The organism is Caulifigura coniformis, assembly GCF_007745175.1.
Lineage (GTDB): Bacteria > Planctomycetota > Planctomycetia > Planctomycetales > Planctomycetaceae > Caulifigura > Caulifigura coniformis.
The window spans coordinates 592,175-609,947 of sequence record NZ_CP036271.1; the positions used below are offsets into that span (position 1 = coordinate 592,175).

Consider the following 17,773-nt stretch of genomic DNA (forward strand, 5'->3'; position numbering starts at 1 on the left):
GGTGAGCGCGTCAACGGAATCCGGCGGTTCGGGGGAACGCATGCGGAGTTGCTTCGTCACTTTGATCGCGGCCTGGAGCCTGTTGCACGTCACGGTGTGCCGCGCGGCCGATGGTCCCATCAGCTTCAGCCGTGACGTCCGGCCGATCCTTTCGAGCCACTGCTTCAAGTGTCACGGCTTCGACCCGGCCACGCGTGAAGCCGGACTGCGACTCGACACGAAAGAGGGGCTCTTTAACGACCACGAGGGGAACCGGCCGTTCGTGGCCGGGCACGCGGAAGAGAGCGAAGCCCTGAGACGCATCCTGTCGGACGACGCCGACGAAAGGATGCCGCCGCCGTCGGCCAAGAAAGACCTGACGCCGCGCGAGATCGAGATCCTGCAGAAATGGGTCGCGCAGGGAGCGGGCTGGGAGCCGCACTGGGCATTCGTCCCGCCGACCCGGCCCGACGTTCCGGACATCCCGGGAGAATCGTGGTCACGCACACCAATCGACCATTTCATCGTGACCCGCCTGAAGGGGGCCGGACTGTCGCCTTCCCCGGAGGCCGATCGATACACGCTGATCCGTCGCGTCAGCCTCGACCTGACTGGTCTCCCGCCGACTCCCGACGAGGCGGATGCGTTCGTCAACGACGCTTCGCCCGATGCGTATGAGCAGCTGGTGAACCGTCTGCTCAACAGCCCGGCCTACGGCGAGCGCTGGGCCCGCCGCTGGCTCGACCTGGCGCGCTATGCCGACACGAACGGTTATGAGAAGGACCGCGAGCGAAACATCTGGCCCTACCGCGACTGGGTCGTGAAGGCGTTCAACGACAACATGCCGTTCGATGAGTTCACGGTGAAACAGATCGCCGGCGACATGCTGCCGAATGCGACCGAAGACGATCGCATCGCGACGGGATTCCATCGCAATACGATGCTGAACGAAGAAGGGGGGATCGACCCGCTCGAGTTCCGCTTCTACGCGATGACCGATCGCGTCGCGACGACGGGGACGACCTGGCTGGGGCTGACGACCGGCTGCGCACAGTGCCACGATCACAAGTACGACCCGATCTCGCATCGCGAATACTTCGGGATGATGGCCTTCCTGAATAACGCGGACGAAGTCGAACTGCCGCTCGGGCCGGCCGTGCAGAAAGTGGATGCCGTCTCCCCGGAGAAGACCGCTGAGACGGCGAAGTCGCTCGCGGCCCAATGGTCGGTGGTGAAAGGCGATCGCAAAGCCAGGCCCCGGAAAGGCGCATCGCCCGAAGCTGGCAGGGCGGGTCAGGACGACGCGGCTGCCCTCCCTCCGGACCACTTGGCCGAAGCCGCGTTTCGCGAATGGCTGGCGAAGGAACAGGGACGCGTTCCGCAGTGGACCCGCATTCATCCGACGTCGCTTCAGTCCAATCTGCCGCTCCTCTCGCTCACCGATGATGACGTCGTTTTCGTCACGGGCGACACCACGAAGCAGGACACCTATCGCATCGCCGCGAGCCCCGCGGTGAAGGCCGCCACGGCGCTGCGCATCGAGGCCCTGCCTGATCCGCTCCTTCCGGGAGGCGGCCCCGGGATGACGTACTACGAAGGGAAGAAAGGCGACTTCTTCCTCGCGAACCTCGTCATGAAAGCGAACGGGCAGGCGGTGAAGTTTGCCTCGGCCGAGGCGAGCTACGCGAAGAACGCGTTCGGCGCGACCCCCGCCACGGCGGACATGGCCATTGATGACAACCTGCAGTCGGGCTGGGGCGTGGCCGACCGCCCGGCCGAGCGGCATGTCGCCGTTTTCCGGTTCACCGAACCGATCGACATCGACTCGCTCGAACTCGAAATGCTCTTTGCGAGGCACTTCGCGTCGTCGCTTGGCAAATTTCGATTGTCGTTGACGACGGCGAAGGAGACGCCGGTTCGCGACATCAGCCCCGAGGCGGAGGAACTGCTGGCCAGCCCGTCCGGCGAATTGACGGACGCCGAGTTGAGTACGCTGCGTCTGGCATTCCTGCTTCAGGCTCCGGAACTGGCCAAGCCGGTTGAGGCGATCCGCAAGCAGTTGCATCCACGGCCGGACGCGTCGACGCTCGTGTTCCAGGAACGTCCTGCCGGCAACCCGCGGCCGACCCATCTGCATCACCGGGGCGAATGGCTGCAGGCCAAAGAGGAAGTTCCGCCGGTGACGTTGGCTTTCCTCAATCCGTTCCCGGAAGGGGCTCCGAAGAACCGCCTGTCGTTCGCGCGCTGGCTCGTGGCGCGCGACAACCCGCTCACGGCACGGGTGGTCGTCAACCAGCAATGGGCCGCCCTGTTTGGCAGGGGGCTCGTGGCCACCGTGCAGGATTTCGGCTTCCAGGGGGACACTCCTTCCCATCCCGATCTGCTCGACTGGCTGGCCATCGAGTTCATGGAGAGCGGGTGGAACCTGAAGCACATCCATCGGCTGATCGTGATGAGCAGCGTTTATCGGCAGTCGTCGGTGGTCACGCCGCTGGCCCGCGAGAAAGATCCTTCGAATCTTCTCCTCTCGCGCGGGGCACGGCTGCGGCTGGAGGCGGAGATCATCCGAGACTCGGCCCTCGCGGCCGGCGGTCTCCTGTCCCGCAAAGTCGGCGGTCCCCCCGTCAAGCCGCCCCAGCCGAACAGCGTGACCGAAGCGGCCTATGGCGCCTTCAAGTGGGAGCCCAGCACGGGCGAAGACCGCTACCGCCGGAGCCTGTACACGTTCATGAAGCGGACGGCGCCCTTCGCGATGTACACCACGTTCGACGGACCGAGCGGCGAAGCCTGCCTCGCGCGTCGCGACGTCTCCAACACGCCGCTGCAGAGCCTCGCCCTGTTGAACGACGAGATGTTCCTGGAGATCGCGAGATCGCTGGGACGACGCGCTTTGCAGATCGAAGGAGACGATCACGCGAAGGCGACTGCGCTGTTCCGGCTGGTGCTCACGCGCCGGCCGGACGACTCCGAAGTCAGCGACCTGACCGCATTCGTCGATCATCAGCGGTCGGCGTTCAAAGGACAGATGACGCAGGCCCGTGAACTCGCGGCCGTGCAGGATGAGACCGCCCCTGAACTGGCTGCGTGGATCGCACTGGCGCGGGTCGTTCTGAGCCTGGATGAGGCCGTCACAAGAAACTGACGACACGACCGGTTGTCCGGCAGCTCGCCTGAAGAAGCCATGAACATCAACAACATCCCCCGCCGTTATTTCCTCCGCGACTGCGGCATCGGCCTCGGCAAAATGGCCGCGGCCGGTTTGCTCACGCAGTCGCTCGCTCGTCCGGCCCAGGCGGCGCCGGAAGCGCCGCTCGGAGCCCGTACGCCGCATTTCCAGCCGAGCGCCAAGGCGGTCATTCACCTCTTCATGGCTGGAGCGCCGAGCCAGCTGGAACTGTTTACTCCCAAGCCCGAACTGACGCGGCTGGAAGGGAAGCCGCTGCCGGCCTCGATCATCGGCAACCAGCGGTATGCGTTCATCCGGCCCGATGCGGCCGTCATGGGAGGGCGTTTCGCCTTCGCGAAGCATGGCGAATCGGGAGCGGAGATCTCGGACGCCATGCCGCATCTGGCGCAGGTGGCCGACGACCTCTGCATCGTTCGGAGCGTCACGACCGACCAGTTCAACCACGCTCCGGCCCAGATTTTCTTCAACACCGGGTTCTCGCAGCCCGGCCGGCCCTGCCTCGGCTCCTGGGCCATCTACGGCCTCGGCGCGGAAACCCAGAACCTCCCTTCGTTCGTCGTCATGAGCACCGGGTCTGGTCTCTCCGGCGGCAGCGCGCTGTGGTCCAGCGGATTCCTGCCGACGCTCTACACCGGCACGCGCTTCCGCTCATCCGGCCCGCCCATCCTGAATGTCGAGAATCCGGCAGGGGTGACGGATTCGCTTCAGCAGGAGACCTATGACCTCGTGAACCGGCTGAATGCGCGCCGCCTCGAAGCGACGGGCGACTCCGAGATCGCCACCCGCATCGCCTCCTTTGAGATGGCGTCGCAGCTGCAGTCGAGCGCGCCGGAGCTGACCGATCTCGCCACGGAAACTGCCGAAACGCTCGCGCTCTACGGCTGCGACCCGGCCAAGCCTTCGTACGCCCGGTCGTGCCTGCTGGCCCGGCGGATGATCGAACGCGGCGTGCGATTCGTGAACATTTTCCACGAAGGCTGGGACGCCCATTCCAACGTCGAGGGGAATACGAAGAACAACTGCAAGGCGACCGATCAGGCGACGGCCGCCCTCGTCACGGATCTCAAACGTCGTGGCCTGCTCGACGAAACCCTTGTGATCTGGGGCGGGGAATTCGGACGGACGCCGATGGTCGAAACGAACCCCGCTCTCGGCCGCGCGATGGGCCGCGACCATCACCCGCAGGCGTTCACGATGTGGATGGCCGGCGGCGGAATCAAACCGGGAATGACCTGGGGGGCAACCGACGACTTCGGGTTCCACATCACCGAGAATCCGGTTCATGTGCATGACCTGCAGGCCACGATCCTGCACTGCCTGGGCTTCGACCACGAACGACTGACGTATAAGCACGCCGGTAGGGAGTTCCGGCTCACGGATGTGCATGGGCATGTGGTGAAGGAGCTGTTGGCGTAGTCCTGCATGCAGCGGGTCGCGATGGAACCAGCCAGTTCGGTCCCTGAGGATGAATGCTCATGAGTGCTCGTCGGATCGATCGCCGCGGGTTCCTGAAGACCGCAGCAACTTTGGCCGCGCCGATCATCATCCCGGCCAGTGCGCTTGGTCTGGGGCGAAAGATTCCGTCCGAGCGCATCACCATCGGGGTCATCGGTCTGGGCGGACGCGGCACGCAGGTGCTCAAGGATCTTTTGAAGCTGCCCGACGCCCAGGTGATTGCGCTGTGTGATGTGCATCCGGAGCATCACCGCGAGTTCGAGAACGGCAAGGGCCCGCGCCTCGGATCGACGCCCGCCCGGGAACTCGTCGACAAGGCTGAGCAGGCGCGCAGCGGTCAGCCAGGAAAACCTTGCTTCGTCACGGGCGATCATCGTGAACTCATCGACCGCCCGGATCTGGATGCCGTCCTCGTGGCGACTCCGGATCACTGGCACGCGGCAATCACGCTCGATGCCCTCCGCAGTGGCAAAGACGTTTATTGTGAGAAGCCCGTGACGCATCTCTTCGCGGAGGGGCAGGCCGTCTACCGTGAGGTGGCGGCGCGGAAAGCCGTGTTTCAAACCGGATCGCAGCAACGTTCCGATGCCCTGTTCCAGCAGGCCGCCGAGATCGTGCGCAACGGCCACCTGGGAAAGATCCGATCCATCGAGGTGGGACTTCCTCCCGGCTACGACAAACCGATGGGCTCAACGGAGGTGAAAACACCGCCGGCCGGGCTGGACTATGACCGCTGGTGCGGCCCGTCGCCGAAGCTCCCGTACATGAACGCCCGCCATCACCGCTGGTGGCGCGGGCAAAGGGCGTATGGCGGCGGCGTGCTGATGGACTGGATCGGTCACCATAACGACATCGCGCACTGGGCCATCGGCGAGGAACTGGGCGGACCGACGCGTGTCGAGTCGGTCGGCTGGACGACGCCGGACGTCGATATCTACGACACGCCCGTCGACTATGAGATCGCCTGCGAGTACGCGGGAGGAATCACGTCGCGCATCTCGACAAAAGTCACCGAAGGGACGAAGTGGATTGGCGAGAACGGGTGGCTGTGGGTGACTCGCGGCAAGATCAAGTGCTCGAATGCGGCGTTGCTCGACAAGTCCTTCGACCGCGGCGAATGGGTGGCCGGACCGACCGGCAGCCACGTTGCGAACTTCCTCAACTGCGTTCGCTCGCGGGCCGCGTGCATCGCGCCGGCCGAGCAGGCGCATCGCTCCATCACGCCCGGACATCTCGGTTACGTTTCCTTCTCGCTCAAGCGGCCGCTCCGCTGGGATGCGAAGAGTGAGTCGGTCATTGACGACTCCGACGCCGATCAATTGTTGAAGAAGAGCGAGTCTCGCGCACCCTGGGCATGAACTGGCGACAGCGCCACGCCCCCGAGATACTCACGATTCGCATCCTTCCTGCTCCAGACACCGAATTGGAGTCCTTCATGCCGCGCTCGCAGCAGTCTTCCTCCCGACGTGAATTCCTGGCCCGGGCCGCCGCTGGCTCCGCGGCCCTGCTTGCCGCTCCCGCCGTCATTACCGCTTCGAAAAGCGATTCACAGATCATCATGGGCGAAGGTGACTTCAAGTACGAAGTCACGCACGACTTCCCGCAGCTGCCGAAGCAGTTCACCTGGCAGACGACTCACAACGTCGCCGTCGACAAGGCCGGCAATCTCTACGTCATCCATGAAGGGAAGGTCGACCAGCCCGAACATCCTTCGATCTTCGTGTTTGACAAGGACGGCAAGTATGTCACGTCGTTCGGTTCCGAGTTCCAGGGAGGCGGCCACGGCATCGAGGTTCATGATGAAAACGGAACCGAATACCTCTATGTCTGCGCCTACCAGCAGGTGAAGGCGCTCGCCAAGCTCACGCTGAAAGGCGAAACCGTCTGGAAGCATCACGCGCCGATGAAGTCGGGCGTGTATGCCGACGGTGAAGACACGATGCCCGAGAAGAAGTGGGGCCGCGACCGCTTTCTGCCAACCAACTTCACGTTCCTGCCGGACGGCGACTTCCTGCTGGTCGACGGCTACGGCGGCTATGTCGTCCACCGCTACGACAGGGACGGCAACTGGAAGAGCCACTGGGGCGGCCCGGAATCGATGAAGGGGGGCGGCAAGGGCGGGTTCAATACGCCCCACGGCATCGTTTACGACGCCCGGCCCGGCCGCACTCCGTCGGTCGCCATCTGCGACCGAGCCAATCACACGCTCCAGTACCTCACGGTTGACGGGAAGTATCTCGAAACGCTGACGGGCTTCGAGCTGCCGGCCAACCTCGACACGCTCGGCGAGCTCCTCCTGGTTCCGGAACTCGGGGCCCAGGTTTCGATCCTGAATGGGAAGAACGAAGTGGTCGCCCGGCTGGGCGGCTCGCCCAAAGCGGAACGGGCCAACCGCGGCAAGCCGGAGACCTGGAAGCCCGGCAAGTTCGTCCACCCGCACGACGCCTGTTTCGATCCCGAGGGGAACATCTACGTTGCCGAGTGGGTCGCAACAGGCCGCGTCAGCAGGCTCAAACGGGTTTGACCCCTTTTCCATTCGTTGCATCAAGAAAGTCCCCGGGGGCTCCCCCCGGGGACTGTTCGCATTGAAAGCCTACTTCTTCTCGGCTTTCTTCTTGATCGCGTCATACGCCTTCTTCGCAGCCTCCGTTTCCCTGCTGCGCTGGACGCGTTCCACCTTTGCCTGGTCGAGGATCTTCTTCAGTTCCGACCGCTGCCCGGCGCTCAGCACCGATTCGATCTCGCCGTCCCGCTGCAGTTTCAGGTCTTCAATCTCCTTGAGCAGCGCATCGATGCGATGTTCGTACTGGTCCTGGATCGCATAGATCCGGGTCTTCTGGTCGCCGGTCAGGTCGAGCTTTCCGAAGTGCTGCGGCACGCGGCGGGGCCCGTCGGATTGAGCGCCCGGTTTCGCGGCTGGTGCGTCTTTCGCAATGACTGAAAACGGTGAGGGAAAGACGCCTGCGACGACTGCCAGCGCCGCCGAAACCACAGCAGCCACTCGGACCCGCGACATGGTGTAGCCTCATCAGAATCGATGCCCCAGAGAACCCACTTTCCAGCTTATTCCCCCACTGCACACGGGGCCACCACCGAAGGGCGTCACGACCAGAATTTGCCCCCCGCACGCCCCGGATCTCCAGCAGGCAGAGTCCAGCAGAAACGACGGGCCCTTTTTATTCGGAACCCCTTTCGTTCACTTTGGTTCCGGCCGCCGGTTCTCCCTTGCAACATCGCATGCCGCTTCGGACGATATCTGGTCACTGGCCTCATTGGGGGAGTGCGATGGCGTTCGGTTCTGTCTGTGTGTATTTGGTTGCCGCTTCGTCGCTGCTGGCCCAGACCGCCGGCAACGACTCGGGAAATGATACGGACGAGGTGGCCAGGCCCCGTTCTGTTCTTTCGCTGTCGTTCGAGCAGGACGGCGAAGTCGCGAAGGAATCCGTCGTCGGGAAGCTGAACCTCAAGGGCGAAGGACCCCGGCCGCCGCATTTTCCAAAGTTCAACCCCGCCAACACCGCTGTCGCTCTCCCGGGCGGCGCGGGAGCAGGCCGGCTGGTCATCAAGGACCCCGGCGACGACAGCCCACTCGATTTCAAACTGGGCGACACGATCACCATCGAGGCCTGGGTCCAGCCGATCACGCTAGGCAACGGCCAGACGATGTACGTCGTCGGTAAAGGCCGCACCGGCAACGACGGCGTCGCGAAAGACAATCAGAACTACGCCCTGAGGATCGCGGGTTCGGCGGCTGGCGGGGCGATCAGCTTTCTCTTCCGCGGAGCGCCGGAGGAACCGAAAGCCAAGGCCGAGTTCCATCGCTGGGATTCCTCGACCGGTTTCGCCGTCGATGGCAGCTGGCATCATGTCGCCGTGACCTACACATTCGGCGATCCGAACTCGATCCGCGGGGTGATCGACGGTGAGGCGGTGAAGGGGACCTGGGCCGGTTACGGCGGACCGACGAAGAACGGCCCGGTTGTCGACAACGACGAAGTCTGGATCGGCGCCTCGATGGGGGGCGGCTCCGGATCGGCATTCCAGGGGGGCATCGATCAACTCGTCGTCTATCGCGGGGAGGTCCCCGTTGACGAACTGCTCGATCGCTATGAACGGGTGCGGCCTCCGTCCTACGTGACGCCCGATCCGCTTCCCGACGGCAAACTGCTCGTCGAACTGTTCTACGGAATCCCCGACAAGCCGAGCTGGGACTTCAGCATCCCGACGCCGGTTGAGAGCTACACCCAGGATCACTGGGCGACGGTCGAGGTTCCCGCGGCCTACACGTCCCGCGGCGTCCGCGACAATCGCGCGACGCCGATGATGATGCGCCAGTCGGGGCTCGTGAATTTCGGAAAAGGCCCGCAGCGGCTGCTGATCCGCTCGCGCAGCGCCTCGCGGCTGTTCATCGACGACAAGCTCGTCGCGGAAGTGAGCTTCGCGCCGAATCGTTCCGATGGCCACAACGACCGCTACGACATGGTCAGCACTGTCTCCGACAAGATCCGCGTTCCCCAGCCGGGCGACCGCGAGACGGCCGTGATGATCGAAGGGACCGGATCTCCGCAGAAGGTGACGTTCGAGGCCTATGCCGGCGGAAAGAAACGCCGTCCGGAGTTTGGCGAACTGTCCATCTGCATCGAGCGGGCTCCCGGCGAATTCGAGGTCCTCTCCTATACCGATGCGATTCCGCTCACGGATGAATCGTGGCGCGGCTTCGCGTTCCGCGAACGCGATCGCATTCTCGAACTCAACAAGGAACGCCGCGCGAAGGCCGGCGCGGCCGAAACGGAATACTGGGCGAAACGCCACGCCGAGGCCCGCGAGAGCATTGCCGCCCGGCCCGTCATTGCTGTCCCGGAATCGCAGCCGGGACGCTCCGCGATCGACGCCTTCGTCGACGCGGGGCTCGACAAGGCCGGAGTGAAGCCGCGGCCGACCATCGACGACTGGGCCTTTCTGCGCCGGGCGACGCTCGACGTCGTCGGCCGTATTCCCACGCGGGAAGACGTCGCTGCCTACTTTGCCGATGCTCCTGCGGAACGCCGGACGAAGCTCGTGGACCGCCTTCTGGCGTCCAACGAATGGGCCGACCACTGGACCGCCTACTGGCAGGATGTCCTCGCCGAGAATCCCAACATCGTCAACCCGACCCTGAACAACACCGGGCCGTTCCGCTGGTGGATTCACGAATCATTCCTCGACAACAAGCCGTTCGACCGCTTCGTGACCGAACTGGTCCTCATGGAAGGCAGCGAGCGCTACGGCGGCACGGCGGGCTTTGCTGTCGCCTCGCAGAACGATGCGCCCAACGCGGCCAAGGCCGGCATCATCGCCCAGGGTCTCCTCGGCATGAACATGAAGTGCGCCCGCTGCCACGATGCGCCGTATCACGATTTCACCCAGCGGGACCTCTTCGAACTCGCCGCTCTCATCAAGCGCGATTCCGAGAAGCTTCCGAAGACCAGCACCGTTCCCGTAGTCGAAGGGGCCCGCAAGCCGCTGATCCAGATCACGCTCAAGCCGGGCGAAGTCATCGAGCCCGCCTGGCCGTTCGCTGACAAGATTCCCGGCTCGCCGCCGGCGGGCTGGGTCCGCAATGCCAAGGACACGCGGGAGTCGCTCGCCGCGTGGCTCACCTCTCCCTCGAACGACCGCTTCTCCGAGGTGCTCGTCAATCGTCTGTGGCATCGCTACATGGGGCGGGGAATCGTCGAGCCGATCGACGACTGGGAGCATCCCGAGCCGTCCCACCCGGAACTCCTGCAGTGGCTGAGCCGCGAGTTCGTCTCCAGCGGCTACGACTTCAAACACCTGGCCCGCCTGATCCTCACCTCCGAGGCCTATCAGCGGCAGACCGAATCGGGCTTCGACAACGCGAAGCTGTTTGCCGGGCCGACGGCCCGCCGCATGTCGGCGGAGCAGATCATCGACTCGCTGTTCACCGCCGCCGGCAAGCCGTTCAACACCGAAGAACTCAGCGTCGATCTCGATGGCGGGCGCAACGAGAATACCTCCATCACGCTCGGCATTCCCCGCCGCGCCTGGCAGTTCACGTCGCTGTCGAATGAGCGCGACCGGCCAAGCCTGTCTCTCCCGGCCGCCCAGACGTTCATCGATGTGCTCGAGGCCTATGGCTGGCGTGCGTCGCGGCAGGACTCGCTCAGCGTCCGTCCTCAGGATGGCTCGCCGTTGCAGCCCGCACTGCTCGAGAATGGCGTCGTCGGCCGCCGGGCGGTCGGATTTTCCGACGACAGCCGCTTCACCCAGGCCGCGCTCGAATCGAAGTCGGAAGCCGAATTCGTCGATCGCGCCTTTGAGATCATCCTCACCCGCAAGCCTTCCGATGAGGAGCGGACGCTCTTCGCCGAGGTCCTGCAGGAAGGGTTCGCTTCACGCGTCGTTCCCGATGCCCCCATCCGCATGCCCGGGCCGCCGCGCCAGATGGGCGTGACCTGGTCCAACCACCTGAAACCCGATTCCAACGAGATCAAGGTCGAGATCGCCCGCGAAGTCGAGCAGGGTGATCCCGCGACGGCCCGCCTCACCGCCGATTGGCGCGAACGGGCCGAAGATGTCGTCTGGACGATCCTGAATTCGCCAGAGTTTGTGTTTGTGCCCTAGTTGGTGTTCAGCGCTCAGGCTGTCCGCCGACAGAGAAGACTGACTGAAAGAAACGATGCAGTCCGCTGCTGCCCTGTTGTGACGACCTGAAAGCCGGTTGTTGATTGAAAGCAGGCGAAAGCCTGAACTCCCGTCATGCCCACCCGCCGCGACTTCCTGCGTACCTCCGCCGCCACGGCCGCGATGGCCCCCATCGCTCTCCGCGCCAGCGATGCCGCCCGGCCTCCGGCGCCCAAAGGGAAGGCCGAGCACTGCATCATGGTCTGGCTCGGCGGCGGGAGCGGCCAGATCGACACCTGGGATCCGAAACGCCTCGGCGACAACAAGGCCAAGGACAAGAAGCCCGGCTCGCTCTACCGGTCGATCGACACCGCCATTCCCGGCGTGCAGGTCTGCGAGCATCTCGAGCAGACGGCCCACCTGCTCGATCGCTTCATGCTCCTCAGGACGGTCAACCACGACGTCATCGATGAGCATGCTGCGGCGACCAACCGCATGCACACCGGGCGTCCCACGAGCGAAACAGTCATGTATCCCTCGTGCGGCTCGGTGATCGCCGAGCATCGCAAGGCGGCCGGTGAGGGAGTTCCCGCGTACGTTCTGATCGGCTATCCCAGCCCCAGCCGCGGCCCTGGCTTTCTCGGCGCGAATGCCGGCTATGTCTACCTGCTGGAAACGACGCGCGGCCCGCAGGCGTTTACGCCGCCGACGGATGTGACGACGCGGCGCATCGCCCGCCGGGAAGATCTGCTCAGCAGGATGCGCGGCATCCAGCGGCAGAACTTCCAGGGCGACCGGGCCCGTGAAGACTACGACAAGCTCATCGGCGAGGCGCAGCGTCTCGCCGGGCCGGAGTTCATGGGCGCCTTCGCCATGGACAACGAGCCGGCTGCCATCCGCAACCAGTACGGCGGCGAGTTCGGGCAGCGCTGCCTGCTCTCGCGGCGGCTGATCGAGCGGGGCGTCCGCTTCATCGAGGTCTCCCACAATCTCAATTTCCTCAACGGCACCGGCTGGGATGTCCACAACGAGGGGATCAACAATCAGCACCTTTTGATCCGGGAACTCGACCAGGCGCTTGCGGCCCTTGTCCAGGATCTCGAACGCACGAAATTGCTCGACAAGACGCTCATCGTCGTCGCCAGCGAATTCGGCCGCCCGGCGGCGTTCGATGGCCAGGGAGGACGCGGACATCATGGCAAATGTTTCAGTGTCGCGATGGCCGGCGGCGGCTTGAAGACGGGCCAGGCGATCGGGGTGACGGATGACCTCGCGATGAACATCGTCGAGCGCCCGATTTCGGTGCCCGACATGCACGCGACGATGTACGCCGCCCTCGGGATCGATGCGCATCTCGAGCTCTACGCCGACGACCGCCCCGTTCCGATCACCGATGGCGGCGAACCGATCGCCGAACTGTTCGGCTGAGCGGCCGGCGAGCGGCCGGTTGAGTGCGAACGTCGGAGGTCGCCCGGCAGCTTGATGACGGGCACTGAGGCCCTCACTCACCGGTCAGCGATTCTTGAGGCTCTTCAGTGCTTCGAGAGCGTCATCCCGTGCTTCGGCGTGATCGACGATCGGCTCGGGATAATCCTTTCCCGCCGTGATGCCGGCCTGCGCCAGGTCCGCGGTCGGTGCCGCCCACGGTTCGTGAATCCACTTCGTCGGGCAGTTCACGAGTTCGGGCACCCATTTCCGGACATAGGCCCCTTCGGGGTCGAACTTCTTGCCCTGCAGTGTGGGATTGAAGACCCGGAAGTACGGAGCGGCATCGGCCCCGCAGCCGCCGACCCACTGCCAGTTGAACGTGTTCTGCGCGAGGTCGGCGTCGACGAGCGTGTCCCAGAACCAGCGGGCGCCGTCGAGCCAGTTGTGTCGCAGGTCTTTCGTCAGGAAAGAGCCCACGATCATGCGGACGCGGTTGTGCATCCAGCCGGTCCGCCACAACTGTCTCATGCCCGCATCGACGATCGGATAGCCGGTGAGGCCGCGCTGCCAGGCCCGTTCGTACGACTGACTGTGCTTCCACGGGAACCGGCGGAACTCTTCCCGCAGCGCCGTTTTCGGAGTGAAGGGGAAATGGTGCAGCACATGATGCGTGAATTCGCGCCAGCCGAGTTCCGCGAGGAACACGCTCGCGGCGGCCGCCGTGACGACGCCGTCATCGATCCACTTGTGAACGGCCTTCCAGACCTGCCGTGGGTTGATCTCGCCAAAATGGAGATGCGGCGACAGGCGGGATGAGCCTTCGTGGTCGGGCCGGTTGCGTTCGGTGGGATAGTCGGCGATCGATTTCCGGAGGGCCGAAAGCCGGGCGTGGGCTCCTGCTTCACCGGGTGTCCAGACGTCTCCGAATTCCCTGTCCCAGGGGATCGTCGGAAGGAGTTGCAGGTCGCTCAGCGCTTCCGAGCGTGGCCATTTCGATGGAACGTTCAACGAACGGGGCTTGCCGAGCGGAGCGTCGATTGTCGACGCCCGTTTCTGGCAGGCCTTCCAGTACGGCGTGAAGACCTGGTACGGCCTGTCCTGCTGCGTGCGGATGTCATCGGGCTCGAACAGCAGGTGTCCCGGGAACGATTCGAACTCCACTCCGTCCTTTGTCAGCCGCGTGGCGACGTCGCGTTCGATTTTCCTCGCGGCCGGTTCGTAACGGCGATGACAGTGGACGGCCGTGGCCCCGGTCTCGTCCGCGAGCCTGGAAAGCTCAGTCTCGGTCCGGCCGTTCCGCAGGATGAGACGCGAGCCGAGCGATTTCAGGTCGTCGTCCAGCTTCTCCAGGCTGTGGTGCAGCCACCACTTCGAGGCTCCGCCCGGGGGCCATTCCCCCTCCGCCGTTTCATCGAGGATGAAGACGGGAATCACCGGACCGCCCCGCCGGGCCAGGCTCTCCAGTACCGCGTGATCGCTGAGACGAAGGTCGTGGCGAAGCCATAAGATCACTGCAGTCTGCGACATCGGTCGATTCACGCTTCCGGAAGAGGAAACCCGTCGTCCAGTCCATTCCGACGGGGCGAGTCCTCAACCGCAAATGCCGTGCGCCTGTCACGCTCCTCCGGGAGAAAGCCGCGATCTGCTGTCGGACGGCGGCTTCGTGCGCGGTCAGACGACCTCCCACGTCTCGGCTCCGGCGAACAGCTCATCCAGGTTGCCTGGTCCCAGTTTGGCTTCGACATCCTGCACCTGCTGGACGACGGCCCCGTCAAAGGTTGGCCGCGACACCGCCCGGAACACGCCCATCGGTTCCGGGCTCAGCGGCCAGCGCATCTGTGCCAGCCGGAACGCGTGGCTGGGATCATCGGCCTGTTCATCGTGGAACAAGAGGTCGTCGCTGGCGATCGACGCGACGTCCACGATCTCCGGCAGCCCCTTGCCGTTCAGACGAACGCCCCTCTCCCCCTGCTTGCCGAACACCAGCGGCTTTCCCTGCTCGAGGTAGATGCAGTGTTCATTCTTCGTCGCCTTGTCGGACGCGTATTCGAACGCGCCGGTATTGAACACGTTGCAGTCCTGGTAGACCTCCACGAACGCCGTCCCTTCGTGGTGGGCTGCCCGTTCGAGAACCATCGTGAGGTGCTGGATGTCGACATCCACGCTCCGGGCGGCGAAGGTGGCCCCCGCTCCGATGGCGACCGACAGCGGTGACAGCGGACGGTCGACCGCGCCGAAGGGAGTGCTCTTCGTCTTCTGTCCCTGCGGGCTGGTCGGCGAGTACTGCCCTTTCGTCAGGCCGTAGATCTGGTTGTTGAACAGCAGGATCTTCAGGTTCACGTTCCGGCGGATGGCGTGCAGCAGGTGATTTCCGCCAATCGACAGAGCATCGCCGTCCCCGGTGATGACCCACACCTGCAGGTCGGGCCGCGACAGCTTGAGGCCGGTGGCAATGGCCGGCGCCCGGCCGTGGATACCGTGGACTCCATAGGTGTTCAGGTAGTACGGAAAGCGGCTCGAACAGCCGATGCCGGACACGAACACGAACTTCTCGCGAGGAACTCCGAGCGTTGGCAGGATTTTTTTCACCTGCGCGAGGATCGAGTAGTCGCCGCACCGCGGGCACCAGCGGATTTCCTGGTCGCTGGCGAAGTCTTTCGGAGTCAGAACAGGAAGCGGGGTGATGGTCGACATGGTTTCCGGATTCCAGAGGAGGGTTCGCGGCCTGGATTTGGATGACGGATGACGCGGGAGAGCGGGGGGAGTGTTTACTTCACCACCGCATGTTCGATGGCTTTCAGCAGCTCGTTGACGAGGAACGGCTTTCCCTGCACCTTGTTCACGCCGATCGCGTCGACGAGAAAGGTGGATCGCAGAATCATCCGCAGCTGACCGGAGTTGAGTTCCGGAACCAGCACCCGGCGATACCTCGACAGGATCGTTCCGAGGTTCCTGGGGAACGGGTTCAGGTAGCGCAGGTGGCAATGCGCGACCGATTCCCCGCGCCGTCGTGCTTCCGCCGCGGCCGTGCGGACCGCGCCGAACGTGCCGCCCCAACTGACAAGCAGCACATCGCCGCTGGCGGGGCCTTCCACTGTCTGCGGCGGAATGGCATCGGCGATGTTCGCCACCTTCTGCCGGCGAATCCGCGTCATGTGTTCATGATTCTCGGCGTCGTAGCAGATGTTCCCCGTCACATCGGCCTTCTCGATACCGCCGATCCGGTGCTCGAGGCCGGGTGTTCCGGGAATGGCCCACGGCCGCACGAGCCGCTCGTCGCGGAGATAGGGGAGGTAGGCGTTTTCGTTCGTCGGCGGACTCGTGGGATGCTTGATCTCGATCGGTTCGAGATCGGAGATCTTCGGAATCGACCATGGCTCGGCCCCGTTCGCGATGTAGCCATCCGTCAGCAGGAACACGGGTGTCATGAAGCCGACTGCCAGGCGGATCGCCTCGAGCATCATCGTGAAGCAGTCGCCGGGCGACTGGGCCGCGAGCACGGGCATCGGGCAGTCGCCGTTCCGGCCGTACATCGTCATGAGCAGGTCCGATTGCTCGGTTTTCGTCGGCAGTCCTGTGCTCGGCCCGCCCCGCTGGACGTCGATGACGACCAGCGGAAGTTCGGTCATCACGGCCAGCCCGAGTCCTTCTCCCTTGAGTGCAATGCCCGGCCCGCTGCTCGCCGTCACGGCGATCGCTCCGCCGAACGATGCCCCTACGGCCGACGTTACCGCGGAGATTTCGTCCTCCGCCTGGAACGTCTTGATGCCGAAGTTCTTGAGTTCGGCCAGGTTGTGCAGGATGTCGCTGGCGGGCGTGATCGGGTAGCCGGCGTAGAACAGTTCCTTTCCGGAGAGCTTCGCCGCTGCCGCCATCGCGTACGCGAGCGCTTCGTTCCCCATGATCTTGCGGTACCGCCCCGGAGGGAGCTTCGCCGGCGCGACCCGGTAGTGCGTCGTGAACGATTCGGTCGAATCGCCGTAGTTGACGCCGGCCTGGAGCGCCCGCAGGTTGGCTTCGGCGAACTGCGGCTTCTTCCCGAACTTCTCAAGGATCCATTCCCGCGTCGGCCCGGGATCGCGGTCATACAGCCAGTAGACGAGTCCCAGCGCGAAAAAGTTCTTGCAGCGATCGGCTTCCCGCTGCGACAGCCCGAGTCCTTCGACGGCGTCGCGCGTCAGTCGTGTCATCGGGACGGTGTGCAGGTTGTACGACGACGTGACCTGCGCATCGCTCAGCGGATCGCTCGAATAGTGCGCCTTGGTCAGGTTCCCTTTGTCGAAGGCGTCGCTGTTCACGATCAGCGTGCCGCCGGAACGCAGGTCCCCCAGGTTGGTCTTGAGGGCGGCCGGATTCATCGCGACCAGCGTGTCGACTTCGTCCCCTGGCGTGAAAATCTCGTGGCTCGAGAAGCAGAGCTGGTAGCCGCTGACGCCCGCAAGAGAGCCGGCCGGGGCCCGAATTTCGGCCGGGAAGTCGGGCAGGGTGCTGACGTCATTGCCGAAGGCGGCCGAGACGTTCGTGAACTGGGTGCCGGCCAGTTGCATTCCATCGCCGCTGTCGCCGCAGAATCGGATGACGACGGATTCCAGCGACTCCAGCGGCCGTTCGGGGGCCGTGTCGACAAGGGCAGTCATAGAAGGGGTACTCCCGCAAGTTGAGTGCAAACCGGGAAGTGGAAACGCCAGGCAGCGAAGCGAAGCAGCAGGTCACGGCAGCCGGTTCATCGCCCGGCTGAAGGAACACGGGCTGAGGGAACACGGGGAGCATGCGACGGGAGAAGAGCCGTCGACCGGAAAGACTGTGCCGCGGGCCGCGTCGTGATGACGCGTCGCCGCGATCCATCATCTCGGCCCGCTTCATGGCGGTTCGCCATCAGGGACAGAAGGCCAGGGCGGCCCTTTCGAGCGCCGGCCGAAGCCTCATCATCCATTGTTTCCGCCCGACGGACGTTTGAAAAGGACGCGGCGGCAAGTTGGGGCCGGGGTGGGCCATTCGGGAGGGCGAAGCTCTTCTGAGCTTCGTCCGGGACTGGACCCTGCGAGGTGAAGGACTTCGTTCCGGCCCCGGTCTCTGTGCTGTCGAACGCGATGGATGCAT

Annotated in this window: 10 protein-coding genes; 6 read left to right on the forward strand and 4 right to left on the reverse strand. The window is 64.5% G+C overall.

Annotation, left to right across the window (positions count from 1 at the left end; genetic code table 11):
• Positions 1-40 precede the first annotated feature (40 nt).
• The 4 genes from Pan44_RS02390 (at position 41) to Pan44_RS02405 (ending at position 7,145) form a co-directional block, all read left to right on the forward strand.
• Positions 41-3,121, forward strand: coding sequence for a PSD1 and planctomycete cytochrome C domain-containing protein (locus Pan44_RS02390; RefSeq protein WP_145026872.1), 3,081 nt, complete (start codon positions 41-43; stop codon positions 3,119-3,121).
• Positions 3,122-3,160: 39 nt separating this feature from the next.
• Entirely contained in the window at positions 3,161-4,582 is a 1,422-nt protein-coding gene (locus Pan44_RS02395) for a DUF1501 domain-containing protein (RefSeq protein ID WP_145026874.1), read from the forward strand.
• Positions 4,583-4,641: 59 nt separating this feature from the next.
• The gene (locus Pan44_RS02400) at positions 4,642-5,979 is read left to right on the forward strand and encodes a Gfo/Idh/MocA family protein (RefSeq protein WP_197453774.1); all 1,338 of its coding nucleotides are present in this window, start codon (positions 4,642-4,644) and stop codon (positions 5,977-5,979) included.
• Positions 5,980-6,056: 77 nt separating this feature from the next.
• Entirely contained in the window at positions 6,057-7,145 is a 1,089-nt protein-coding gene (locus Pan44_RS02405) for an NHL repeat-containing protein (protein ID WP_145026878.1), read from the forward strand.
• Between the two features lie 69 nt (positions 7,146-7,214).
• On the opposite strand, the gene Pan44_RS02410 is transcribed toward Pan44_RS02405, so the two are convergent.
• On the reverse strand, positions 7,215-7,637 hold the full coding sequence (locus Pan44_RS02410) for a hypothetical protein (RefSeq protein WP_145026880.1): 423 nt from the start codon (positions 7,635-7,637) through the stop codon (positions 7,215-7,217).
• A gap of 269 nt (positions 7,638-7,906) precedes the next feature.
• Between Pan44_RS02410 and Pan44_RS02415 the strand changes: the two genes are divergently transcribed.
• A complete protein-coding gene (locus Pan44_RS02415) occupies positions 7,907-11,245 on the forward strand; it encodes a DUF1553 domain-containing protein (protein WP_197453775.1) in 3,339 nt (1,112 codons plus the stop codon).
• Positions 11,246-11,380: 135 nt separating this feature from the next.
• Positions 11,381-12,673: a DUF1501 domain-containing protein gene (locus Pan44_RS02420; RefSeq protein ID WP_145026884.1), complete on the forward strand. Its 1,293-nt coding sequence runs from the start codon at positions 11,381-11,383 to the stop codon at positions 12,671-12,673.
• A gap of 84 nt (positions 12,674-12,757) precedes the next feature.
• Here the strand turns inward: Pan44_RS02420 and Pan44_RS02425 are convergent, their stop codons facing one another.
• The 3 genes from Pan44_RS02425 to Pan44_RS02435 form a co-directional block, all read right to left on the reverse strand.
• On the reverse strand, positions 12,758-14,200 hold the full coding sequence (locus Pan44_RS02425) for a cryptochrome/photolyase family protein (protein ID WP_145026886.1): 1,443 nt from the start codon (positions 14,198-14,200) through the stop codon (positions 12,758-12,760).
• 144 nt (positions 14,201-14,344) lie between these two features.
• On the reverse strand, positions 14,345-15,367 hold the full coding sequence (locus tag Pan44_RS02430; protein WP_145026888.1) for a 2-oxoacid:ferredoxin oxidoreductase subunit beta: 1,023 nt from the start codon (positions 15,365-15,367) through the stop codon (positions 14,345-14,347).
• A 74-nt stretch (positions 15,368-15,441) separates the two neighbouring features.
• Entirely contained in the window at positions 15,442-17,310 is a 1,869-nt protein-coding gene (locus Pan44_RS02435; protein ID WP_145026890.1) for a 2-oxoacid:acceptor oxidoreductase subunit alpha, read from the reverse strand.
• Between the last annotated feature and the right edge of the window lie 463 nt (positions 17,311-17,773).